This window comes from Syntrophotalea carbinolica DSM 2380 (assembly GCF_000012885.1).
Classification (GTDB): domain Bacteria; phylum Desulfobacterota; class Desulfuromonadia; order Desulfuromonadales; family Syntrophotaleaceae; genus Syntrophotalea; species Syntrophotalea carbinolica.
The window spans coordinates 2,722,495-2,747,500 of the sequence record NC_007498.2; the positions used below are offsets into that span (position 1 = coordinate 2,722,495).

General features: G+C 53.5%; 21 protein-coding genes and 2 rRNA genes (1 of these 23 cut by a window edge). 16 read left to right on the plus strand and 7 right to left on the minus strand.

The window, feature by feature from the left end:
* Window positions 1–3: 3 nt before the first annotated feature.
* On the minus strand, window positions 4–861 hold the full coding sequence (locus PCAR_RS12700) for an NAD(+)/NADH kinase (protein WP_011342088.1): 858 nt from the start codon (window positions 859–861) through the stop codon (window positions 4–6).
* A 221-nt stretch (window positions 862–1,082) separates the two neighbouring features.
* Between PCAR_RS12700 and PCAR_RS12705 the strand changes: the two genes are divergently transcribed.
* Both PCAR_RS12705 and PCAR_RS12710 read left to right on the plus strand, forming a co-directional pair.
* Complete coding sequence (locus PCAR_RS12705) at window positions 1,083–2,381, plus strand: replication-associated recombination protein A (protein ID WP_011342089.1); 1,299 nt, start codon at window positions 1,083–1,085, stop codon at window positions 2,379–2,381.
* Between the two features lie 361 nt (window positions 2,382–2,742).
* A complete protein-coding gene (locus PCAR_RS12710; RefSeq protein WP_011342090.1) occupies window positions 2,743–5,025 on the plus strand; it encodes an HD domain-containing phosphohydrolase in 2,283 nt (760 codons plus the stop codon).
* 187 nt (window positions 5,026–5,212) lie between these two features.
* On the opposite strand, the gene PCAR_RS12715 is transcribed toward PCAR_RS12710, so the two are convergent.
* The 4 genes from PCAR_RS12715 to PCAR_RS12730 all read right to left on the minus strand — a co-directional run bounded on the left by PCAR_RS12715 (window position 5,213) and on the right by PCAR_RS12730 (window position 7,525).
* Window positions 5,213–5,686 carry a peroxiredoxin gene (locus PCAR_RS12715; RefSeq protein ID WP_011342091.1) on the minus strand — a complete coding sequence of 158 codons (474 nt, stop codon included), beginning with the start codon at window positions 5,684–5,686 and terminating at the stop codon, window positions 5,213–5,215.
* A 75-nt stretch (window positions 5,687–5,761) separates the two neighbouring features.
* Window positions 5,762–5,989, minus strand: coding sequence for a NifU family protein (locus PCAR_RS12720; protein WP_011342092.1), 228 nt, complete (start codon window positions 5,987–5,989; stop codon window positions 5,762–5,764).
* Between the two features lie 83 nt (window positions 5,990–6,072).
* Complete coding sequence (locus PCAR_RS12725; RefSeq protein ID WP_011342093.1) at window positions 6,073–6,720, minus strand: HAD family hydrolase; 648 nt, start codon at window positions 6,718–6,720, stop codon at window positions 6,073–6,075.
* A 79-nt stretch (window positions 6,721–6,799) separates the two neighbouring features.
* A complete protein-coding gene (locus tag PCAR_RS12730; protein WP_011342094.1) occupies window positions 6,800–7,525 on the minus strand; it encodes a glycerophosphodiester phosphodiesterase in 726 nt (241 codons plus the stop codon).
* Between the two features lie 214 nt (window positions 7,526–7,739).
* On the opposite strand from PCAR_RS12730, the gene glpX reads away from it, so the two are divergent.
* The 14 genes from glpX to PCAR_RS12800 all read left to right on the plus strand — a co-directional run bounded on the left by glpX (window position 7,740) and on the right by PCAR_RS12800 (window position 24,207).
* Window positions 7,740–8,699: a class II fructose-bisphosphatase gene (glpX, locus tag PCAR_RS12735; protein ID WP_011342095.1), complete on the plus strand. Its 960-nt coding sequence runs from the start codon at window positions 7,740–7,742 to the stop codon at window positions 8,697–8,699.
* 94 nt (window positions 8,700–8,793) lie between these two features.
* Complete coding sequence (locus PCAR_RS12740) at window positions 8,794–9,540, plus strand: YebC/PmpR family DNA-binding transcriptional regulator (protein ID WP_011342096.1); 747 nt, start codon at window positions 8,794–8,796, stop codon at window positions 9,538–9,540.
* Between the two features lie 82 nt (window positions 9,541–9,622).
* Complete coding sequence (gene ruvC / locus PCAR_RS12745) at window positions 9,623–10,108, plus strand: crossover junction endodeoxyribonuclease RuvC (RefSeq protein ID WP_011342097.1); 486 nt, start codon at window positions 9,623–9,625, stop codon at window positions 10,106–10,108.
* A 38-nt stretch (window positions 10,109–10,146) separates the two neighbouring features.
* A complete protein-coding gene (gene ruvA, locus PCAR_RS12750) occupies window positions 10,147–10,740 on the plus strand; it encodes a Holliday junction branch migration protein RuvA (protein ID WP_011342098.1) in 594 nt (197 codons plus the stop codon).
* Between the two features lie 232 nt (window positions 10,741–10,972).
* Window positions 10,973–11,998: a Holliday junction branch migration DNA helicase RuvB gene (ruvB, locus tag PCAR_RS12755; protein ID WP_011342099.1), complete on the plus strand. Its 1,026-nt coding sequence runs from the start codon at window positions 10,973–10,975 to the stop codon at window positions 11,996–11,998.
* A 24-nt stretch (window positions 11,999–12,022) separates the two neighbouring features.
* The gene (locus PCAR_RS12760) at window positions 12,023–14,392 is read left to right on the plus strand and encodes a hypothetical protein (protein WP_011342100.1); all 2,370 of its coding nucleotides are present in this window, start codon (window positions 12,023–12,025) and stop codon (window positions 14,390–14,392) included.
* A gap of 173 nt (window positions 14,393–14,565) precedes the next feature.
* Window positions 14,566–15,510: a patatin-like phospholipase family protein gene (locus tag PCAR_RS12765; RefSeq protein ID WP_041531872.1), complete on the plus strand. Its 945-nt coding sequence runs from the start codon at window positions 14,566–14,568 to the stop codon at window positions 15,508–15,510.
* A 67-nt stretch (window positions 15,511–15,577) separates the two neighbouring features.
* Window positions 15,578–15,913 (plus strand): phasin family protein, encoded by a 336-nt coding sequence (locus tag PCAR_RS12770; protein WP_011342102.1) that lies wholly within the window; start codon window positions 15,578–15,580, stop codon window positions 15,911–15,913.
* Window positions 15,907–17,598 (plus strand): ABC1 kinase family protein, encoded by a 1,692-nt coding sequence (locus tag PCAR_RS12775; RefSeq protein WP_011342103.1) that lies wholly within the window; start codon window positions 15,907–15,909, stop codon window positions 17,596–17,598. The genes PCAR_RS12770 and PCAR_RS12775 overlap by 7 nt, the downstream gene beginning before the upstream one ends.
* Before the next feature lie 500 nt (window positions 17,599–18,098).
* Complete coding sequence (gene lpxC / locus PCAR_RS12780; protein WP_011342104.1) at window positions 18,099–19,028, plus strand: UDP-3-O-acyl-N-acetylglucosamine deacetylase; 930 nt, start codon at window positions 18,099–18,101, stop codon at window positions 19,026–19,028.
* A gap of 147 nt (window positions 19,029–19,175) precedes the next feature.
* A complete protein-coding gene (locus tag PCAR_RS12785; RefSeq protein ID WP_011342105.1) occupies window positions 19,176–21,434 on the plus strand; it encodes a sensor histidine kinase in 2,259 nt (752 codons plus the stop codon).
* 72 nt (window positions 21,435–21,506) lie between these two features.
* Entirely contained in the window at window positions 21,507–22,874 is a 1,368-nt protein-coding gene (locus PCAR_RS12790) for a sigma-54-dependent transcriptional regulator (protein ID WP_011342106.1), read from the plus strand.
* Window positions 22,875–23,229: 355 nt separating this feature from the next.
* On the plus strand, window positions 23,230–23,802 hold the full coding sequence (gene rbr, locus PCAR_RS12795) for a rubrerythrin (RefSeq protein ID WP_011342107.1): 573 nt from the start codon (window positions 23,230–23,232) through the stop codon (window positions 23,800–23,802).
* Window positions 23,803–23,826: 24 nt separating this feature from the next.
* A complete protein-coding gene (locus PCAR_RS12800) occupies window positions 23,827–24,207 on the plus strand; it encodes a desulfoferrodoxin (RefSeq protein WP_011342108.1) in 381 nt (126 codons plus the stop codon).
* Between the two features lie 208 nt (window positions 24,208–24,415).
* On the opposite strand, the gene rrf is transcribed toward PCAR_RS12800, so the two are convergent.
* Both rrf and PCAR_RS12810 read right to left on the minus strand, forming a co-directional pair.
* Window positions 24,416–24,532 (minus strand): 5S ribosomal RNA (gene rrf / locus PCAR_RS12805).
* A gap of 125 nt (window positions 24,533–24,657) precedes the next feature.
* Window positions 24,658–25,006, minus strand: a 23S ribosomal RNA gene (locus PCAR_RS12810); it runs 2,607 nt beyond the window's last position.

Here is a 25,006-nt window from a genome sequence, read left to right on the forward strand (position 1 = left end):
GGGTCAGCGTTCCCCCCATCCCAACTTGGTACGCAGCACTTCAAAATACTCTTTCGACGGACTTTTGATCAATCGGGTGCACCGGTCGGCCTTGCGAATCTCAACGACATCCCCGGCCTCAAGCGCCATGCCGACCTGTCCGTCCGCCGTCAAAACCACATCCTGGTCCCGAAGCTTCATCTCGATGCGGATACAAGCGGTATCGGAAACAATAAGCGGCCTGTTGGCCAGCATGTGCGGACAGATGGGTGTCACAACCAGGCAGTGCAAACCCGGCGAAATAATCGGTCCGCCGGCGGACAGATTATAAGCCGTCGACCCGGTTGGAGTTGCAATAATCAAGCCGTCGGATTTAAAGGTTGTTAAATAGGCGGTATCAACCGACACCTCCATATCGATAATCCTTGCGATGGCCCCTTTATTGATAACGACATCGTTGAGGACGCTGAAGCGCCCGGCCTCAAGCCCGTGACGCCATACCACCGCCTCGAGCATCATACGGTCCGAAAGGGAGAATTCCCCCTTGAGCACTTTCTCCAAAGAGAGATACAACTCTCCGCGCGTAATCTCGGTCAAAAAACCGAGGCTGCCGAGATTGACCCCCAGAATCGGCACATCACGTCCGCAAACCTGCCGCGCCACCGAAATGAGGGTGCCGTCGCCGCCCAGAACGATGATCAGGTCGACCATACCGGGAATGGACCCGCGATCATGAGATTGCTCAGCGTCGCCGACATCCTGCGCCAGTTTCTTTTCCAGAAAAACTTCCAGCCCCCGACCACGCAGCCAGCCGACAACATCGCGAGCCACCATGACGGCATCAGGATGATTGCATTTTGCGTAAATACCGATTCTTTTCATAGGAATACACTCTCCGCCCGCAAAGATCAGACGCGAAACTAACATATCCATCCACGCAAAGTCCATCACTTTCAAGAACTTAGCCCCGTTGAAGCGGTTGTGGCAGGAGGTAAATTCATGCTACATTCAGATCCAGGTCAACAGACAACGGAACACCATGGCGCGCCCATGCTTGTCTGATCGACACGGCGACCCTACTTCTCCCGACAAGGATCAATGCAGTGGATCTGTTCGAAAGCGATATTCACACAAACGCCCAAGCCCCCATGGCCGAGCGCATGCGTCCGCGCACGCTTGAGGAAATGGTCGGCCAACAACACCTGATCGGCACCGACAAAGTCCTGCGGCGCCTTATCGAATCGGACAGACTTTCCTCTGTCATTTTCTGGGGCCCCCCGGGGACCGGCAAGACCACCATGGCGCAAGTGATTGCCGGCTCGACCCGCAGCCGCTTTGTCTTTTTCTCCGCTGTTCTGCAAGGCATCAAAGAGGTCCGCGAAATCGTCAAGAAAGCCAGAGAGGAACGCGCCTACCATAACCGCAAGACCCTGCTTTTCGTCGATGAGATACACCGCTTCAACAAAGCCCAGCAGGATGCCTTTCTCCCCTACGTGGAAAAAGGCGATATCACGCTGATCGGAGCGACTACCGAAAACCCCTCCTTCGAGATCAACTCGGCCCTCCTGTCACGGTCGCGGGTATTTGTTCTTCAACCATTGGACGCAGCCGACATCGCACAGCTTCTCCAACGCGCCCTGACCGATTCGCGGGGTCTCGACAACAAATTCCCCGAAACCGATAGCGAAACGCTGGCTTTTCTTGCCGGTCAGGCGCAGGGCGATGCCCGGGTGGCACTCAACGCCCTGGAAGTGGCCGCAGACCTGAGCAAAGAACAGCGGGCGATTACCTTACAGGCGGTCAAAGATGCCCTGCAGCAGCGAGGCATCCGCTACGACAAGGGCGCTGAAGAACACTATAACGTCATCTCCGCTTTCATCAAAAGCCTGCGCGGCTCGGATCCCGATGCAGCTCTCTATTGGCTGGCACGTATGATCGAAGCGGGAGAAGACCCCCTTTTCATTGCCCGGCGCATGGTTATTTTCGCAGCCGAAGATGTCGGCAACGCCGACCCGCGCGGCCTGCAACTGGCCGTTGCCAGCCAACAGGCCGTCCATTTCATCGGCATGCCGGAGGGACGTATCCCGCTGGCCCAAGCCGCAACCTATCTGGCCTGTGCGCCCAAGAGCAATGCATCCTACCTCGGTATCGACCGCGCCTTGGACACCGTGCGCAAAAGCGGCAGTCTGCCGGTTCCGGCGCATCTTTGCAATGCACCGACGCGCCTCATGAAAGACATGGGTTACGGCGACGGCTACCGTTACCCCCACGACTATCCCGGCGCCTGGGTCGCCCAGGAGTACCTCCCGGAAGACCTGCGCGGAAAACGCTTCTACGAATCTTCCGAAAGAGGCTATGAAAGGCGCATGCAGGAATTCTGCAAGCAACGCAAACCCGACTGATTCAGCGGTGGCCGCCCTTCATGTAAGCATAAAGGCCATGCCGTATCCGCCCCCCTGTCGCTTCAGGCGCCGCAACCTCCATCAGAACGCTAAATCTGCACTGGTCGGATTCGCATCCCAGCAGAAAGCATCCCTCCCGAAATAACCACAATTCCATTCTTTTTCCGACCGGATATTACGCTTGACCCCAAATGAATAAATTGCAAAAATACATATTAATTGTATGCTAAACATACATTTGGAATTTGTTTTATTGGGCCGTCACAATTAGCACTCGAAGCATCTATTTGCACCACTAAATGATAAAAATCTCACCAAGCACTTCACCAAGTCTTAACTAACCCTGAGAACACAAGACTATATGAGTGAGGCACCCCTATATAACAGCAGAATTTTCAATATCTACCTCAAACTTGTTCGCCACAAATTTGACCACATAAAACCGAATATATTATTAGAAAAAGCAAACATCGAGCCCTACGAAGTTGCAGACTGCAATCACTGGTTCACCCAGCAGCAGCTGGATCGTTTTTACGACACCCTGATCCGGGAAACCGGTGACATGCAGATAGCTCGCGAAGCCGGTCGCTTTGCCGCAGCTCCGGAATCTTCCGGATTTATCCGCCAGAACATTCTGGGCTTTGCATCCCCTGCCAGCGCCTTCAAGAATCTCAGACGAACCATGGCGCATCTTACCCATTCCTGTACTTTCGAATGCAGGCAACTCAGTTCCACCCAGGTGGAAATCACGGTTCACAAGGTTCCCGGCACCAGAGAAAACGCCGGTCAATGTCATTTCCGCCAGGGCATGTTCGAAGCCATAGTCACCATTTTCAACCTGGAAATGCCTCGCATCGACCACTCGGAGTGCCTTGGTTCAGGGGGGGATTGTTGCCGTTACCTTATCAGTTGGAAGGCATCTGCCTGCCAGACACTGCAAAAAATCCGTAATTTTTCGGCCTTCGCAGCTTTGGCCGCGCCGACGGCCGCATGGTTTTTCAACCCGCAATGGGCCCTGCAGGTGGTTCTGCCTGTTTCAATAACTGGATTTTTCGGCCTTTCGTTTATTGCTGACAACCTTCAAAAATCCCACCTGTCCAAAAGTATCTTCCACCTGCGCAATTCCTCCGAAGACATGGTGGATCAAATCAGCCGAAACTACAACAACGCCCTGCTCACCAACGAAATATCGCGGGCTATCAGCAGCAAGACAACCATCGAGGGCATTCTTCGCAGCGTCTCCCAGGCCTTTGAAAAACGTCTTGATTTCGACCGGGGGCTGATACTGCTGGCAGATACGGACAGAACCCGGCTCCATTTCCGGGCCGGATTCGGACTGCCGGAAAGGATAAAGAGCCTTTTAAAAAACACCGTATTTCCCCTCTGTGCACATCCCAACGGCGATATCTTCTCCATTGCTTTTCAAAAACAAAAATCTTTTCTCATCAACGACATCAACGACCCGCAGGGCCAATTTCCGGATTACAGTCTCAATTTTTTACGTAAAACCGGATGTCAGGCGGCCGTATGTTGCCCGATCCTGTGCGATGGCAAAGCCCTGGGAGTCCTGGTAGCGGATCATACCCAATCGCACCGCCCGCTGACTCAAAGCGACCTCAACCTGCTCAGCGGGCTGGCCAATGTTATCGGCGTCAGCATTCGCAACGCTCAACTGCTGGCTTCGCGCAAGCGCCAGTTCGACTCGACCCTTCAGGTTCTCGCGGCCACCATCGATGCACGTGACCCGCTTACCGCAGGCCACTCGGAAAAGGTTACCGAATACTCTCTGGGCATATGCAGGGAGCTCAACCTTTCTGAAGATTACTGCGAAATGGTCAGGGTCGCCGCCCTTTTGCACGATTACGGCAAAATCGCCGTTCCCGATGCCATTCTGAAAAAATGCGGACGCCTGACAGTGGAAGAATATGAAACGGTAAAAACCCACGCGCAGCGCACCCAGAGTATCCTGAAACAGATCAATTTTGAGGGAATCTACAAACGCGTACCGCTGGTTGCGGGGGCACATCATGAAAAAATCGACGGCAGTGGCTACCCCAAAGGATTGACCGGTACGGAAATCCCTATCGGTGCCAAAATCATTGCCGTGGCGGACTTTTTTGAAGCGATTACCGCGCAGCGCCACTACCGCGCCCCCATGCCTTTGCATATCGCCTACAAGGTTTTAAAACAGGAAGCCCTGGCGCATTTTGACGGGAGAATCGTCCAGGCTTTCCTTGCATATTTCAAAAGAGTCTATCCTGACGACTATGAGCGCATGGTTCGCCACGCCCCTGTCGTCAAACGTGAAATAGAACGCGTACCATGCCGCACGCCGGTCGTCTTTGAAAATAGAGGGCAGTCGGTATTCGGCACCAGCACAGATATCAGCACCGGCGGCATATTCGTTGCCAGCAATGAAACTATTGCCGTAGGCACCCCGGTCAGACTGTCCTTTTTCCTGCCCAACAGTCCAAGCAATATCATTGAAGCCGGGGGGCGTGTCGCCTGGATCAACAACCCGTCCCTGCCTCGCAAACTGACTTTTCCATCCGGATTTGGCGTGGAATTTGTCGGCCTCCACCGTAAAGCCATCAGCGCCGTGCGCAGCTTCACCCACTCTACGCCCCAAACGGCGCGTGCCTGAGCCTGGCGGCAACGTCCGAAGCTGAATGCCCCCGCAGACCTCCTTGTCAGCTATGGGAAAACCCGCCAATCGGCCGAATCTACGATAGCCGCCGATGCCGGCGGTCCCGCGCATCGCTGAATGAAAAAGACCGGAAACGACGACAGCCGATTCCGGTCTTTTTAGGTATGTTCCACTTCAGCGGCAATCAGTCTTGCCGCGCGTTTAAATACTCCAGCACTTCAAGAGGATGGGCTTCAGCCTTTTTAACACGCGGCCAGTGTTTCACGATGGTTCCGTCAGGACCGATGATCACCGTGGAACGAAAGGTCCCCATAACTTTTTTGCCGTACATGGTCTTTTCCCCGAAGGCGTTATACGCCTGCATCATCAGGGTCTCAGGATCGGACAGCAGAACAAAAGGCAGGCCGAACTTGTCGATGAAACGATCGTGGGAAGCCAGGCTGTCTTTGCTGATCCCCAGCAATACGACCTCCTGTTGCTGAAACCGGGTATGCAAATCCCGAAACGCGCACGCCTCCTTGGTACATCCGGCAGTATTATCCTTGGGATAAAAATAAATAACTACCGTCCTTCCCGCATAATCGGCCAAGGCATGCCAGTTCCCGTCTGACCCCTCCAGCTTGAAATCCGGAGCTTTTTGTCCTTCAAGGGTCGTCATGTTCAAGTTCTCCCCGTTGTCATCCGATCGATATAAACGGAACAACCGATAGGCGTCCTTCCGGCACCGAGAGTTTCAGTCCTCTGCGCGCACAACTTCCTTAACACCCGGCACCTGCGCCTTGAGAGTGCGCTCGATGCCCATCTTCAGGGTCATGGTCGACATGGGACACGAACCACAGGCCCCCTTCAATCGAACTTTCACAACCCCGTCTTCGCTGATATCCACCAATTCCACATCGCCGCCATCCGCCTGCAGGGACGGGCGAATCTTATCCAGAATTTCCAGAACCTGTTCTTTCATTTGGCACCTCCCCTTGTCGTCGAGTTCTGTCGTAGCTGCATTGTACCATGCCACCTGCCACATCCGACAGGGATTGTTTTGCATTAAGATGTCACCCCCAGCAATGAGGGAAGGCGCATGAGATCCGCGGATGTTGTTACCGGAAAAACCGCAATGCCGAGTTTAACCGGTTCGCGCAGGTCAACATGATAACGATCCCCGACAAACAAAAAACTCTCCGGAACCCCGCCTATCTCGCCTAACAGCCGTTGCAAGGCCTCGGCATCCGGCTTGGGACGCCAGGTGAATTCGAGCGAATAGATGTGATGGAAGAACTCCTCTATACCGAGCAAAGCCAGAATTTTGCTGGCGAGAAAGAATCCGTTGTTGGTGTAAACATACAAGGTGTAGCGTTCCTGCAAAAAACGCAGCAGTGTCGCGAGATTGTCATCGGGCTGCAGATATTTTTCGGGATGGACCGATTCCTCCAGCACCCGAACAAAGTCGCGTAAATCGATTCCGAGTTCCAGGCAGGTACGGCTCAACGGAGGGTATTCACCAGGGGTTTCGGTCAACATATGACGCGCATCCTGCAACACGCGACGCGCCTGTGCCAAGGACAGCCCGTGGCTTTCGGCAACCAGGGAGACGGCCGCCTGTTGGATTTGCTCACCTATTTCCTGACAGTTATACAGCGTCCCGTCCAGATCAAAGACCAGGGAACGGATATCTTTACCGAATGCGGATACCATAACCTCCTCCAGCCTGCTTACAAACCTGAAAAGGGATGTTTAAGCTTAGCAAAACAAACCGTCATGGCAAATCACGGTATCAGCCTGCAGGTGCGGAGTGGTCTCGCCAACGACATACCTGACCCGGATCATTGGTAAACAGACCGTCGACGCCCATATCAAGCAACGCCTTGAAACGCTGGCGATCATCGACAACCCAGGGATACACCTTCAACCCCCGTGCATGGCAAAGCCTGACCTGCTCCGGCAATACTAGATCCTGGCGGGGATGAAAACTTTCGGCGCCGCACGCCACGGCATCATCGATGCTTTCGACCCAGTGTCGCTGTGCACTTAAAAATCCGACAGGCAACCAGGTAGCCTTACGGCGCAAAGCTTCGAGTAACGCATAATCAAAGGACGACACGAGCGCACGGCAACCGGGAAAACGCTCCAACAACCCCACAACGGCCATCCCTGCCGCAAACTCCTTGATTTCAAGATTAAGCCGAAAATAGCTTCCGGCCCAACGCAAAACCTGATCGAGGGTGGGTATCGGTTCCCCTGCATATCGGGGCGCAAACCAACTGCCGGCGTCGACGGACTGCAAATCCGCCAGAGAAAAGGTGTGTAACTCCCCGTTAACGTCAGTGGTCCGATCCAGAGTATCATCGTGCATGACCACCGGTACGCCGTCGGCGGTCAGCCGCACATCGAGTTCGACACCGTCCGCCCCGAACCGCTGCGCAAGCCGAAAGGCGGCCAGGGTGTTTTCCGGAGCCTTGCCTGAGGCACCGCGGTGAGCCCATACAACGATTTTTTTCATAGACGGAACAATGCCTCCGCATGAGTCTCGGCGGAATATCCGCCAAATCATGTAAACGAAATCATCTCCCAGACACCGGAGCAGGTCAAGTTCCATAAGGCATGAAAAGGAGCGAACCATGCGACCTACGTGCTAAAACTTGTTTTTACCGGCGTTTTCTGTCATGATGGCGCCGCTGCAAACGGCAGTCTTTACCGCAAGGAGGTTTTCTGATATGGAACGAAATTTAGCCATGGACCTGGTTCGGGTCACCGAGGCTGCAGCTTTGGCCTGCGGTCGCTGGGTTGGCAAAGGACATAAGGATGCCGCTGACGAAGCGGCCACCGAAGCTATGCGCCGCACCCTGGATTCGATAGAATTCTGCGGCACAGTGGTTATCGGCGAGGGCGAAATGGATGAAGCGCCCATGCTCTATATTGGTGAAAAAGTCGGTAGTGGTTGTGCTGGTGCACCGGAGGTCGACATTGCCGTCGATCCGCTGGAAGGCACCAATATCTGCGCCAAAGGCAAAACCGGTGCCATCACCACCATCGCCCTGGCTCCCAGGGGAGGGTTTCTGCACGCGCCCGATATGTACATGGAAAAAATTGCCGTCGGCCCCGAAGCCCACGGTTGCATCGACCTGAACGCTTCCCCGGAGGAAAACCTCAAGCGGGTGGCCCAGGCCAAAAGCTGCTATGTCGAAGACCTGACCGTGGTCATCCTCGACCGCCCTCGACATGAAAAAATCGTCAATGAAGTTCGCAAGGCCGGTGCCCGCATTCACCTCATCTCGGATGGCGATGTCGCCCCGGCCATCGCCGCCACCGTGCTCGGCAGTGGCGTTGACATGTTGATGGGCATCGGCGGTGCCCCGGAAGGCGTGCTGGCGGCGGCAGCCTTGAAATGTATGGGTGGCGATATGCAGGGGCGCCTGGTTTTCATGAACCGGGAAGAAAAGGCCCGTGCCCGTACCATGGGCATCGATGATTTCGACAAGGTCTACACCGCTGAAGAAATGGCACAAGGCGATGTCGTTTTCGCCGCCACCGGCGTGACCAACGGTGAATTGCTGCACGGGGTAAGATACATGTCCGGCGGCGCCGAAACCCATTCCATCGTCATGCGTTCCAAAAGTCGTACGGTTCGCTTTATCCGTGCCCAGCACCAGTTCGATTATAAGCCAATTTATTAACTTACCCGGTGCACGTGCCATAAAGCTATGGTTTATCGTACGACACCCCGCTTGACGGAAAAGCTAAAATTTACAGGTAAGGAGAGACAGCAACATGGCAGGTCATAGTAAATGGGCCAATATCAAGCACCGCAAAGGCGCTCAGGACGCCAAACGGGGCAAGATTTTCACCAAGCTGATCAAGGAAATTACCGTCGCGGCCAAAATCGGCGGCGGCGACCTGGAGGCCAATGCCCGCCTCCGTCTGGCGGTTGACAAAGCCAAACAGGCTAATATGCCGAAGGATAATATCGAAAGGGCTATCAAAAAAGGGACCGGCGACCTGGACGGCGTCACTTACGAAGAGGGGACCTTTGAAGGTTACGGTCCCGGGGGTGTTGCGGTCATCGTCGAATTCATGACGGATAACCGGACCCGGACCGTGGCCGACGTCCGTCACTCTTTTAACAAATTCGGCGGAAGTCTCGGGGTCAGCGGTTCCGTCGCCTTCATGTTCGATCGCAAGGGACAGATCATCTTCGGCGAAAACAGCGACTTTGAGAAGATTTTCGAAGTGGCCCTGGAAGCCGGCGCAGAAGACGTTAACGACGAAGACGGTGTCACCGAAGTCATTACCGCCCCGGCGGACTTTGAAACCGTCCGCAATACTCTGGCAGAGCAGGGTTTAACCCCGGAATCGGCCGAAGTCACCATGATTCCGCAGAACATGACCGCGGTTGAAGGCAAGCAGGCCGAATCGTTGATGAAAATGATCGACATGCTGGAAGATAATGACGACGTCCAGAACGTCTTTGCAAACTTCGATATTTCCGACGAGGAAATGGCCCGCATTATGGGATAATTCCCGCGGGATATCGATCGTTCCGGAGGCGGGGTGCACCCCCGCCTTTTTCCTTTGACGCGCCAACGACGAACGTTTTTCCATGCGAATTCTAGGTATCGATCCCGGCACCCGCATCACCGGCTACGGCCTGATCGAAAAGATCGGCAACCGTTTGTTGCATGTGGATAACGGTGCCATCTATACCCGCACCGATGCGCCCCTTGCGGATCGCCTCAAAACCATATACGACGGGTTGAGCAGGGTCATTGCAGACTACGCGCCGACGGGGGTCGCCGTAGAGCGCATATTCGTCGCCAAGAACGCCCTGTCGGCCCTTAAACTGGGGCATGCCAGGGGCGTTGCGATGCTGGCCGGCGTCAATGCCTCTTTACCGGTCGCCGAATACACGGCAGTGGAAGTCAAACAGGCCGTTGTCGGCTACGGCAGAGCCGCTAAACCCCAGGTGCAACAGATGGTACGGGTACTCCTCAACCTCCCCGAAATCGCCCAGGAAGATGCTTCGGATGCGCTGGCGGTAGCTATCTGTCACGCCCACTGCTTCCATCTCAACGACCTCTTGACCTGAAGGCAAACGGAACTGCTTCACGCAATGGAAAGTCGCCTATGATCGCTTTGCTCAATGGACAATTGATCGAGAAAACCGTCAGCCAGGTCATCCTCGATGTCGGCGGTGTCGGCTACCGCCTGCTGATCCCCTTGTCCACTTATTACGCGTTGCCCGATGAGGGGGATGTCCGACTCCGTGTCCACACCCATGTGCGGGAAGACGCACTTTTGCTGTTCGGTTTTCTTACCGAAACGGAGAAGGATCTTTTCGGCCTGCTGCTGTCCGTCTCCGGGGTCGGCCCCAAGGTCGCCCTGAATATTCTATCCCATCTACCGGCCGCCGACCTTCAACAGGCCCTGTCGCAGGGCAATGCCAAGCATCTGGCAACCGTTCCCGGCATCGGCAAAAAAACCGCCGAACGCCTGGTCCTGGAACTGCGGGAAAAGGTCGGACCGGTACAAGCCGTCCCCGGTAATGCGCCGCTCCCGGCAGAGACTGCCGGGGATCTTCGCGAGGATGCCCTTTCGGCGCTGGTTAACCTCGGCTACAAAGAGAACCTTTCCCGCAAGGCCCTGGATGGAATCGATACGGCTCCCGACGCCCCTCTTGAGGATATTCTCAAACAGGCCCTGAAGCTCCTCATGCGCTAATCCCTGCCGGCACAAACGGTGGCGGGAGTTTTTCCTTTGATTGGGACGCCAATCCCTGTATCCTGAATCTCGAAAACATTTTTCCTTCACCCTTGGATCAGCCGCACCCCCATCACTGACGCTGACCGTCGCAACGCGCGAGTGCGCCTCGCAGGCGTCGGACAGGCGGTCGGCCGTCTGGCTGTAATCCTTCACGCATAGAGCGGGACAGAACTTCCCGACACAGGCTGGTATGACCGAACGATTTGTTACACCTGATTTCAGTAGCGAAGAAGACCGTCTCGAGGCCTCTTTACGGCCACGCGTTCTGACCGAATATATCGGGCAAAGCAAAGCCAAGGGGAACTTGCAGGTCTTTATCGATGCGGCAAGAGGACGTCAGGAATCATTGGACCATGTTCTGTTCTACGGACCGCCCGGTCTCGGCAAAACGACCCTGGCCAATATTGTCGCCAGCGAAATGGGTGTAAGTATCAAAAGCACCTCGGGCCCCGTTATTGAAAAACCAGGCGATCTGGCAGCCATACTTACCAACCTGTCCGATGGTGACGTCCTGTTTATCGACGAAATCCACCGTCTGTCGCCGGTCGTAGAAGAAATCCTGTATCCGGCCATGGAAGACTACCAACTCGATATTATCATCGGGCAGGGACCTTCTGCGCGAACCATCAAGCTCGATATCCCCCGATTCACGTTGGTCGGTGCAACAACCCGCGCCGGTTTGCTGTCATCACCATTGCGTGATCGGTTCGGCGTAATCTGTCGACTGGAATTCTATACCGACGATGAACTGGCCACCATTGCCGGGCGTAGCGCACGAATTCTCGATATCCCCATTGAAAAAGACGGGCAATATGAAATCGCCCGCCGAAGTCGAGGTACGCCTCGTATCGCCAACCGCCTGTTGCGACGCGTTCGGGATTTCGCCCAAGTCAAGGGCGACGGGATCATCACCCGCGACATTGCGGATATGGCCTTGTCACGCCTGGAGGTAGACAACTGCGGCCTGGATCACATGGACAGACTGCTGCTGCTGGCCATCATCGACAAGTTCGCCGGCGGTCCCGTCGGGTTGGAAACCCTTGCAGCAGCCGTGGGAGAAGAAAAGGACACCATCGAGGATGTGATTGAGCCCTATCTTCTCCAGAATGGGTTTTTGAACCGCACGCCACGTGGTCGCACAGCCACCGAGCGGGCCTATCGCCATTTTCAGCGTCAGATCCCCCGAGGCAAAACCTCCGGGGAACTGTTTTCCTGACACGCCTGCACCTTTTCCCAGACCATGAAGACAATTCAGACATCATCCGAAACCAACCAGGCCCCGTTGCAGCAGTTCGCCCAGCAACTTGCGCTGTGGGCACAGGAATTCATTACCGGGGGACGCTCGCCCTTCCGGCGTGTCGAAACATTTGCCCCGTTACTCACTGAAACCGGCGAGATAACACCACCGCTTGTTTTCTGGATCAACCGCGACAGTCACATGGCCGGCGGAGCGATCTTCTTTCCCCCAAAAGACCAAACATCCTCTTTGCCGGACGGACAACTCGCTGCCGGCGCCCTGGGACTCAGCTATTATGTAGCCTGGGGTGCCAAGAGCATCGCCCTTTGGCAATGCTGCGAGGGACAGTGGAACCAAACCAAAACGTTGCCCATCGGCCGTGGCGAACACCCCGGTCCCGTCGATTTTCACGAGGCCCTCATGGCGCTGATGGAAGAGATGAAAACCTGCAGCGTACTGGGAGCCATCTCTCCCGACAGGCTGTCGCCATACTATCTTGCCAATCTGGTGCAAGCCACCATGTTGTCCCTGTTACCGCCGCTGACAGAGCACTTCCGGATACATCGCGGACTGGCTAACAATGATCAGGTCGGCCCCTCGGCTGAACGACAGGCCCTGGGCAAAGCCATGCTGACCCTGACACGAATCATGGCCCTGGCACTGCACGATTGTCTTCCCAAAGCCGTGCAACCCCAGAAACTCGAAGACGCCATCGGTGAAGCACTTGCCACGCTTCCCGAGCCTCTGCCTCAGACACTGCGCATGGCACCCGACGAAGCCATGCTGTCCGACGACGCGCTGGTAAAGTTGCATCTGCTGGTACATCGACTGACCCAATTGGGAATAGCGCGCAATCCCCGGGGGGCCATACAGGCGCTGGAAATCCTGCAACGGCAGAAAGCCTTTGAACTGGGAGCCTACCCTATCCCCTCCCCGGTCAAGCCATGTGCCGGCGTTGTTTTACTGCTCCACCCTGACAGCCTCCTGACAGAGGATGTCCCTCAAATGGTCGTTGTCAGTCCGCCGATGCTGGCGCTTCAGTCTTTATTGCGCCATGCGCACAAGCTTGCACCTCCTCTGGCATCCACAGCCGACCCCATGGCCTTTCTGCCTGAGCCTGCGCCGGATTGCGTCTGCGGTACCCTGATGGACTCTCGGCTGCCTTCTGCCGTTGAACGTAAAACTCTCGCCGCACAATTGAGACTTTCCTGGCCGGCCAGACGGTTTCGTCTGCCGCCACGCACCCCTTTATGGGCCTGGCATCTGTTACACTTACTCGGTCTCGCCTCCGATGGAGCGCATTTCCATCTAATCGTGCCGTCGCGTTGGCTGGGCAGCGTTTACGGCCGCCAAATACTCGGCCTTCTGCTTGAAAACACGACTTTGACTCGGTTGCGGGAGTCCGATCGGGGACTATGCCTGGAGTTCTGCAAGAGCCAACAGCCGGATACCCGGATCAGGATCGAACAAGATACCGGAGTACGCCCGATGACCAATGCCCGGCTACATCAGGAACATGCTTCCTTGCTGTCTCTCGCCTTGACTCTGCCGGACAAAGTATGGAACATGGTCGAAGATGGGCGCCTGACCATACCCACCTCCGAAACCTGGCCAGAACAGTTGGAACAAGGGGTCTTCTTCTTTTCACGCTGCAGCCTCGGCCGCTATTTATGGCATGTCACCGGGGGCGGCCGTCCGCTACCGCGACGCGCAGCCTTGCGTACAGAAGTGTTGCGACAGGGGCTGCCTCTGCCGAGCACAAAAACCTTGGCCTGTCTGCAAGAGTTACAAACCGAGACAACCACGGAAATCTCCGGAGCGATCCTCGATCAGGAACTCGCTGTATGGCTCGACACGGATCCCGAGTTGCCGACCCTGATCAAGTCCGATCAAAGCGACCCCGGTGATGATCTCAACCCCGACTATTCCGAACAGGACTTGCTTGAGGCAGTCGCTGAATTGGTTTTCATGGACGGTATCCCGGTTTTCCCGGACCACTATCTTTACGATTACTATCGCCCCGAAATGCGTACCTACGATTTCGACGCACCCTTGACCATCAGTGGAGAGTTCTTCGGCACCATCGAACTTCAAAGCGCCGAAGGGGCAACGCTGCAGGTCGAGGGCATGGAAACCGCCCAGGCGCTGGAGCTTATTTCGTCGCTGCGATCAGGATCGGTGGAGCTCCCTGTCGATCACGCCATCATTGCGGGCATCCTCGACCGCTACCGACTCGATCTAAAGAAGCTACGAAGCAGCCTGGTCAAAGAAGTCTTCAGGCGGCAAGCAGACCCGCAGAGGGCCAAAGCTATGGTCAGAAAACTCTGGCAACAGCAAACCTTGCCATCCTGGCCCCTGATTTCAGGATCCTGACCACAAACGTCCTCTGTCTCCTTGCCCCATAAGCGTGATTAAGCTAATCTTGTGGTACTTCTCAAGCTCCCGGAGCGGCGCAGCAAACTGGAAGTCGCCGCGGCTCTTGTTTTTACCTCAGCGATATGCGGGGGTTCCTGCCAACCGCTCATCGCATTTCGGCAAAGCATCGTATGTCTGAAACGCGCCCCAAAATCGCCCTGGCTCTTGGCAGTGGTGCTGCTCGCGGGCTGGCTCATATCGGTGTCCTTAAGGTTCTTGAAAAGCACCAGATCCCTGTCGATTTTATTGCCGGCACATCTATTGGCGCAGCCCTCGGAGCCCTCTATGCCGCGGGAGTCTCCGTACTCCGCATGGAGGAAGTCATGCGCGATCTTGACTGGCGGGCCTTAGCGCGACTTCTCGATCCGACTCTGCCAACTTCCGGCTTGATCGACGGGAACCGCGTCGCCACCTTTTTCGATGAATTGTTGCCCGTCGCCACTTTTGAGGAACTAAACATCCCTCTGGCCATCACTGCTACCGACATCGAAACCGGCGAGGCACTGGTTATCCGTAAAGGAAATCTGCGCGAAGGGCTTAGAGCTGCGGTCGCCTTTCCCGGAATTTTCACACCGGTTCCTTTCGGTGACCGCTTTTTGGTCGATGGCGGGCTGATCAATCCTGTGCCGCTGGATGTGGCCCACCAGATGGGCGCAGACAGGGTTATAGGCGTTTGCACCATCCCCGGTGTCCAACAGCCCAGTTCCGAAGCTTTCTTACCAGCCCAAACCTCACCGCCAGACGCCCCCTCCCGATTGCGCGATTATTTTACTGCAGCGAGCATCGAGAAACTTTTGCGGGATATTTGGACCCCGAATCATCCTGACCAGGACAGTCCCCCCCCGCGCAATCGCAAACCTCCGAATATTTTCAGTATCTGCTCGCGCAGTGTAGCCATCATGGAAAACCGCATCAACGCCTTGCAGCTGGATCGTATTCATGCGGATGTTTTTATCCGTCCCCGGTTCGATGATCTCACCATGCTTGAGTTTCACCGTGCACCCGAGGCCATCGCCGCGGGAGAAAAGGCCGCCCACGAAGTACTGCCGCAATTGCACGCACTGCGCCGGGCCTGATTGCAGTGGCCGCCCCCTATGTTAAAATTTCAGTGTTTCCAATGAACAAACATAAGGGGGTTTACACATGATCGATCTGATTGAAAAATCGCTGTTGACTGGCCTTGGCGCCTTGGTTCTGACCCAGAAAAAAGCGGAAGAGCTGGCAACCGAACTGAAGAACCGACTCAACCTGAGCGAAGAAAAGGGTCAGGAATTGCTTAAGTTGCTTTCGGATACGGCCCGAAGCAACCAGCATAAACTTGAGGAAGTAGCGCGAGAAGAAGTGCGCCAGGTCTGTGCCGACCTTGGTCTGGTCAGCAAAGATGAGTTGAAAAGCCTGGCCAAGAAAATCCAAGGTCTGGAAAAAGAGCTCAAAGCGCTACGTGAGGCCGCGAAAGATGATGCCTCAAGCGCATGCTGAATCTGCGCCGGCTTAACCGCAACATTCGCTCGTTGGGCCGCTACCGCCAGATACTTGGCACATTGCTGAAATACGGATTCGGGCAGGTTCTGGATCAGCTGCAAATTCGCTTTATAGTACAGCGTAGCAGGCGAATCTTCAGCGGCGGGCGACAAATCAGAGCCGCACGACGGCAAACACCAGCCGTCCGTTTACGCTTGGCCATGGAAGAGCTGGGCCCGACTTTCATCAAGTTCGGCCAACTGCTGTCCACCCGACCGGACATTCTCCCGCCGGAATACATCACGGAATTCAGCCGGCTGCAAGACGATCTTCCGCCCGTTCCATTCGCACAGATTCATCAACAGATCACCAAAGAACTTGGGCAGCCCTTGGAACGGTTGTTTTCCCACTTGGAAATGACCCCTCTGGCAACCGCATCCATCGCGCAGGTACATCACGCCCGACTCCTCGATGGCAAAAAAGTCGCGGTCAAAATCCGACGTCCTGACATTGAGCACATTATCGCCACCGACCTCGACATCCTTATGAGTCTTGCACACCTTGCCGAACACCACCTTCCTGCCCTGCATATTTACAATCCGGTTGCCCTGGTCAAGGAGTTTCGTCGCAGCGTTCAGCGGGAACTGAATTTTACTCGGGAAGGCCATACCCTGGAACGGTTTGCGGACAATTTTGCCGAAGATTCGACCTTTCATGTGCCGCGCATGTACCGCGAACTTTCCGGCGAGACCGTATTGACCATGGAATTTATCGAAGGCATCAAGGTCAGCGACTTTGCCAGGCTACGCAATGCCGGCTATGACCTGTCCACCATTGCACATCATGGTGCGGATGCGTTGCTCAAGCAAGTACTGATACACGGGTTGTTTCATGGCGACCCGCATCCGGGGAATATTTTCGTTATGCCCGGCCCGGTTGTATGCTTCCTCGATTACGGCATGGTAGGTCGCCTTGACCGCACCCTCAAATACCAACTGATCGACCTGCTTTTCGGTATCCTGGAACGTGATGTGGAAAAAGTTACTCGATTGCTCCTCGAATCAGGCGAGATGGACGAGGAACCGCTTCTCACAGACCTGAAAAAAGTGGTGTCCGACTTTATCGACGATTACTATGAAGTGCCGCTGCAGGAAATCCATACAGGTCACCTGCTTACCGATCTGATCAATATTTTCGTTCAGTTTCACATCAGCGTACCGCCCGATCTGCTGATCCTAGCTCGTGCGCTGATCACCATGGAGGGCATAGGTCGTCAACTGGATCCCGGTTTCAACATGGTCGGACACCTCAAACCCTTCATGGAACGATTGGCCCGGGAACGCCTCACCCCTTCCTATCTGGCCAAAGAACTCAATGATGTGGCAGGTGACTATGGAATGCTCCTGCGGCGCCTGCCACGGGATGTGCGCACATTGTTACTCCGCATGAACCGCAATCGTCTCAAAATCAACCTGGAGCATCGCGGTCTGAACCAGCTGATCACAGACCTGGACAAATCGAGCAACCGACTGTCCTTCAGCATGTTAATCAGCGCATTGATTGTCGGCTCATCCCTGATCATGCAAGTTGACAAGGGTCCTTCAGTTATGGGTTTTCCCGTTCTGGGATTCCTTGGTTACACTATTGCTGCCGTACTTGGCCTGTGGCTTGCGGTTGCCATTTTGCGCTCTGGGCGTCTATAACCTACCCCAACGATGCTGGCGCCAGGATATACGAATAGAAACCTGAAGCAGGCTGGCTATCGTTTTGTGAAATTTGGGCAAAAGCCCTACCCTCTCGCTTGCCAACCTGCGACAATGTATCCTGACTGACATCCTGCCGCTCCCCTCTAGTCCACCAGCCCCCGACACAACTACCGTCTTCGAATTCTGGAATCATATATCGCTGATTGTGGTATAATAAACAGCTTTGGCATGGAGGAGGAACAGCCGAAAAAGGTCTTGTCAAAATTATAATGGCCGTGAAATCACGGCCATGAATGACCACACAAGCCATGGTGTTGTGTGGTTTTGATACCACAGTGGGAGAATAGGCCACGCTTATTGCCTACCGGCACCCGCCCCTCCTAAAAAAAAGCCCATAGATATAGGCAACTTACAAACTCAAACAAAGGTGGCACGACCTTTGCTTTTAACAAATAGCAACACTGTCTTAAGCAACCACATATGGAAGGACATATTTGATGATATACCAGTCGACTCTCAATAAGCCCCTGACCATTTCCGGAATAGGACTGCATACGGGACGCCAGATCACCATGATTCTGCGACCTGCGGAGCCTGATAACGGCATCATCTTTCACTGCACGGATGGCGAACGCCGTGTCTCCATTCCTGCCGTCTCCGCCAATGTGGTTGATACCCGACTTGCCACAGTGATCGGCAAAGATGGCTTAAGTGTATCCACCATAGAGCACCTTATGGCCGCCCTTTCCGCCTGCGGTATTGACAACCTGCATATCGACATTGATGGCCCGGAAGTGCCTGTCATGGACGGCAGCGCGGCTCCCTTCGTTGCCCTGCTGCAGGAAACCGGCAACCGGGTACAGGAAAAGCGCCGTAAATACCTGGCTATCCGCAAACCGATCACCCTGGTCGACGGGGAAAAACGTGTAAGTATCATTCCGTCACGTTTTTTCCGCATTACCTTTGACATTGCCTTCGATCATCCCTGCATCGGCTTGCAGCACCGCGCCATAAAGGTCAATACGGAAACCTTCCGCAAAGAGATCGCGCCGGCCCGGACCTTCGGATTCCTGCACGAAGTTGAGTATCTCAAAGCCAACGGCTTGGCTCTCGGTGGTTCCCTGGACAACGCCGTTGTCATCGGCGAGGAGGGCGTTCTCAATCCTGACGGAGTGCGCTTTGAAGATGAATGCGTCCGCCACAAGATTCTTGATGCCGTAGGAGATTTCAGCCTTCTTGGGCATCGTGTCCTCGGCCATGTCAAAGCCTACAAGGCAGGACACGATATCAACCACCAGATGGTTGAAAAAATCCTTGCCAATGCGGATTGCTGGCAATTGGTTGAATCAGGAGAGGCCGCATCCCACGGCAGCCTGTCTATGACCGGTTGTGCCGCCATGGCGATGGCCGGTGTCGCCGAAGCCTGATATCTCCGCATACTGCCAAACAGCCTCTACTCAAAAAGCAGCCGCCTCCGGCTGCTTTTTGTTTTGAGGCACTATGACACAGTTGCAAAGGGTTATGCTCCTGTCCTAAAATCAATACTTCGTTTCCCTCTGACAACGAGCTTAAACATGCCCCAACTACCCAGCGATCCGGAAAAAAGCAGCAAGGAAACCCGCAAACGACGCCGGGAATGGCTGCTCATCGGCCTCATCACCATACTGGTGATCGTCTTTTCCAAATTCGAAACGCAATTGTTACAATTTACCGCTCAGGTTCCCCTGGCCAAAAGCCTGCTGGTGCTGGCACTGATCAACCTCAATATCCTGTTGATCATCCTTACGTTGTTCCTGGTTTTTCGTAATGTGTTCAAACTTCTGCTGGAACGACGACGCCAGGTTCCAGGAGCACGCCTGCGAACCCGCCTGGTGGTAGCCTTTGTTACCCTTTCGCTGGTGCCCACCTTGCTGCTGTTCTTTGTGGCAGCCGGTTTCGTATCCAACTCCATTGAAAATTGGTTCAACGTCCAGATCGAAACATCGCTGCACGAATCCCTGGAGGTGGCACAGACCTATTATAAAAACTCCGGCGCCAATGCCCTTTATTACGGCGATCAGCTGGCGCGCTTCATCAAAGACCAGAAACTGCTCAACGAAAAAAACCTTCCGCAACTGCGAGCCCTGATTCAAAATAAACAACAGGAGTATAACCTTGGCGTCGTTGAGGTCTTTTCCTCAACCCACGAAGAACTGGTGCGTGCCTCAAACCCCCAGGTTCCCATCGCCGAATTCACAGATCCCGGCAGCGATGCCATACGCGAGGCCTTGCAGGGCAACCGATTTTCACGCATCACCAATATCGGCAAAGCTGACCTGATAAGGGGAATCGTACCGGTTTTTTCCAACTGGAACCCCAACGATGTCGTGGGGGTGGTAGTGGTCAACTATTATGTTCCGTACTCCCTGGTCAATAAAATGAAGGAAATTTCCTCCTCCTTCGAACAATATAAAACCACCAAACTTCTCAAGGACCGTATCCAAAAAGGCTACATACAGGTGCTGCTGATTATCGCCCTGGCCATAGTGTTTCTGGCTACGTGGTTCGGCTTCTATCTGGCGCGCACCATTACCGTCCCTATTCAGGAATTGGTTACCGCAACCAACCGGGTTGCCAGTGGCGATCTGACCGTCCAGATTGCCCCCCAAAGCGATGATGAAATCGCATTGCTTGTCGAAGCATTTAACAAAATGACTGCCGACCTGCGAAAAAGCCAGGCCGGAATCAACAATGCCAACCGTCACTTGCGAGCCTCCAACCAGGAACTGGATCAACGCCGCCGCTACATGGAAATTGTCCTGAAAAATGTTACCGCTGGTGTCATTTCCGTAGATCGCCAGGGGAACCTTACCACCATCAACAAATCAGCCGAACAACTTTTGAAGATCATCACAAGCAAGGTCATCGGTCGTCATTTTCGCCAGGTTCTCAATCCAGAACATCTGGCTATTATCAACGGACTGTTACGCGAACTTGCCAAATCCGGCAAAGACTCCATCCATAAACAAGTTTCCATTCCCCTGGAAGACACAAAACTCACCCTGCTGGTCAACCTGACCACTTTGCGAGATGAAAACGGGGAGTTTATGGGCACCGTAGTCGTATTCGATGATTTGACTCACCTTATCAAAGCTCAGCGTATGGCTGCATGGCGTGAGGTTGCTCGTCGCATTGCTCACGAGATCAAAAACCCCCTCACCCCGATCAGACTATCCGCCCAGCGCTTGAGACGCCGTTATCTCGACCGTTTTCCCGAAGATGACAGGGTCTTTGACGATTGCACCGATATGATTATCAAGCAAGTCGACGAGCTTAAAATTCTGGTGGATGAATTTTCCAATTTTGCGAAAATGCCATCGGCCAACCCAACGCCCAACAACCTTAACGACATTATCAACGAAACGCTGATCCTCTATCAGGAAGCCCACCGCCAGATCTGTTTTTCGTTTCATCCCGATAACGAGATCCCTGTCTTCAATCTCGACAGGGATCAAATTAAACGTTCAATCATCAACATGCTTGAAAATGCCGTAGGCGCCATGGCCGATGACGGTGGGCACATTTCTCTGGAAACGCATTACAACCGCGAAATGAAAATGGCCAGCATCTTTATAATCGACGATGGATGTGGTATTCCTACGGAAGACAAACCACGCCTTTTTGAACCCTACTTTTCGACAAAAAAATCGGGAACAGGTCTGGGCCTGGCCATCGTGGCAACCATTGTTGCCGATCATAACGGCTATGTAAGGGTCAAGGATAACCAACCGAAGGGGACCAAGTTCATCATTGAATTGCCAGTTACCGGCATCACCAGAGAGACAGAAGCCTAGCCCCCCTTGCCCGGTGCCTGTAGAAAATGACATTGGGCCTAAAACGTCACTATCAACAAGGAACTTTAAAATATGAAGACCATTTTGATTGTGGATGACGAGCAAAGCATAAGGGAAAGTCTTGACGGTATCTTGCAAGATGAGGGCTTCCGTACGCTTTCCGCAGAAACAGGGGAAGACGCCCTGACCCTTCTTTGTGGCGAAAACCCGGACCTGATATTACTCGATATCTGGCTGCCCGGTATGGATGGGTTGGAAACGTTGCGTCGCATTCGCGACAACGATCCGGAGCAGATCGTTATCATGATGAGTGGACATGGTACGATCGAGACCGCTGTCAAAGCTACCAAACTCGGAGCTTATGATTTCATCGAAAAACCATTATCCCTGGAAAAGGTTCTCATCAGTATAGAAAATGCTCTCAAGGTCGGCCGCCTGGTCGAAGAAAACAGAAGTCTGAAAGCCAGGATGGCAAAAGAATATGAAATGATCGGCACCAGTGAAGCTATTCAGAATCTCAAGGAGCAAATATCCGTAGCTGCCCCTACCTCCGGATGGGTGTTGATCACCGGCGAAAACGGCACAGGCAAAGAGCTGGTAGCACGAGCCATTCACCACTATTCCAAACGCAGCGATAAACCTTTTGTGGAGGTCAATTGCGCCGCCATTCCCGAGGAACTTATTGAATCGGAACTGTTCGGCCATGAGAAGGGTGCCTTTACCGGAGCGACGACTCAGCGTAAGGGCAAATTCGATCAGGCCCATGAAGGCACCCTCTTCCTGGATGAAATCGGCGATATGAGCCTTAAAACCCAGGCCAAAATTTTGCGCATATTGCAGGAACGAAAATTTGAACGGGTTGGCGGCAATCGCACCATAGAAGTTGATGTCCGTGTCATTGCAGCGACAAACAAAGACCTGGAAGTAGAAATACAGGAAGGTAATTTTCGACAGGACCTCTATTACCGTCTCAATGTACTCCCCTTTTATGTTCCCCCTTTGCGTCAGAGGCATGAGGACATCGCCTTGCTTGCCAAACACTTTCTTGTGTTTTTTTGCAGCAAAGAAAGCAGAGAGATCAAAACCATCGACCAGAGTGCTTTGGATGCCTTGGCTGCCTATAACTGGCCCGGAAATGTCCGGGAATTGAAAAATATTGTCGAACGCCTTGTCATTATGAGTCCCAGTCAGACCATTTCTTCTGCAGACCTTCCCTCTTCCGTACTGGCAGCTGGGCCGTCTGCACAACCAACCAAATTCGACCTGCCGGCAAGCGACCTAAGTCTCAGACAAGCTCGTGAAGAATTTGAAAAAGAGTTCATCCTTCAGAAGCTGCAAGAAAATGGGGGAAACATCTCCCGCACAGCTGAGGCTATCGAGATGGAGCGCTCCAACCTTCACCGCAAAATCAAATCATACGGTATCGAAATCAAAAAGTAGCGTGACATCCGGACGGGCGTCGAATCCGGTGCCATTTCCTAAGCCTTATACATACACTCGTCATTTACTCAAAACGGCTCTGGTGATACAGGCTTCGATCAAGATCAAAAAAGCCACGCCGTATCCATAATTAAACATTTTACATAGCTTGGGCACTTTTATTCTTGCGCATTCATGACCTCTTTGGTAAGATTTACGTAGAAGGCAAGAATTCTTGCGAACGTTTTGGCGCGCCGGCCTTCCCTCCTGACGGCGCGTCTTTTTTGTAAAAAGCACTCAATATTGCACCACGATGGTTGCTTGCTATACTGGAATCTATTCTCTTTAGCTGTTTCCTGAAAGGAGGAATACCGTCATGTCTTTAAAAGGCTCCCAGACCGAAAAGAATATTTTGACTGCATTTGCCGGTGAAAGTCAGGCTCGAAACCGCTACACCTATTTCGCGAGCAAGGCAAAAAAAGAAGGTTATGTACAAATCTCAGCCATTTTCGAGGAAACTGCAGATCAGGAAAAAGAACATGCCAAGCGCCTGTTCAAACTGCTTGAAGGTGGAGAAGTTGAAATCACTGCCGCGTTTCCGGCCGGTGTAATCGGATCCACCGCAGAAAATCTTTTGGAGGCTGCTGGTGGAGAAAACCATGAACACATGGTTATGTATCCAGATTTTGCCAAAACTGCCAGGGAAGAGGGATTTGGGGATATCGCCGATATATTTATGGCTATAGCCGTTGCCGAAAAACAGCATGAAAAACGCTACAGAACCCTTCTGGCCAACATTAAAAATGGTACGGTCTTTTCCCGTGCCGATTCGATTGTTTGGCGCTGCCGAAACTGTGGCTATCTCCATGAAGGAACGGAGGCCCCCCAGGAATGTCCTGCCTGTGCACACCCGCAGGCACACTTTGAAATTCTCGGAGAAAACTACTAACTTACTACCCTTGGGAGAGATTCAATGGCTGAGAAGCTCGAAGTATACAAATGTGAACTTTGTGGAAATATCGTGGAAGTACTGCATGGCGGTGCCGGCGAGCTCGTATGCTGCGGCAAACCTATGAATCTGTTGAACGAAAACACTGTAGATGCAGCAAAAGAAAAACACGTACCCGTTATCGAAAAAACCAATGACGGCATCATCGTCAAGGTGGGTAGTGTCGCTCATCCCATGGAGGAAAAACATTTTATTCAATGGATTGAGCTGATTGCCAATGGCAAAGCTTATCGGCAACACCTGTCGCCAGGCGATAAGCCCGAAGCCTGCTTTCCATTGATCACCGGACCTCTAAAAGTCAGAGAATACTGTAATTTGCACGGCCTTTGGTCTAGCGAAGGCTAACTCCTACAGCATGTAAAAAAATATTCTTTGCGAGTGCTTCAGAGGAACGAAAAAACCCCGTATTTTCAAATGCGGGGTTTTTTAGCGTGTGGATGTGACTTGATTGTGATGGCGATTTTCACCCCAAGAGGGACCTGAGGAATAGAAAGAGAGCTCGATTAAACGCAAAAAAGGCCTCTTCGAGAAGAAGAGACCTTTTGCGAAAAAATTTCGGCGGCGACCTACTTTCCCACATAGTTGCCCATGCAGTATCATCGGCGCAACAGGGCTTAACTTCTGTGTTCGGGATGGGAACAGGTGTGACCCCTGCGCTATAGCCACCGAAAACCGTATACTGGTTTTCAATTGCCTAAGACTTATCTACGATACGTTCCGAGCTGTCAAGACATTTCCAATTCGATATGAAGGTTGGGGCGAGGCGAACCTCGCCCCTTCCTTTTAAAACTTTTTATGGTCAAGCCTCACGGTCAATTAGTACCGGTTAGCTAAACACATTGCTGTGCGTACACACCCGGCCTATCAACGTTGTCGTCTCCAACGGACCTTTAGGGGCTTGCGCCCAGGGAGATCTCGTCTTGAGGGGGGCTTCCCGCTTAGATGCTTTCAGCGGTTATCCTTTCCGAACGTAGCTACCCAGCCATTGCTCCTGGCGGAACAACTGGAACACCAGAGGTTCGTCCATCCCGGTCCTCTCGTACTAAGGACAGATCCTCTCAAATCTCCTACGCCCACGGCAGATAGGGACCAAACTGTCTCACGACGTTTTAAACCCAGCTCGCGTACCACTTTAATTGGCGAA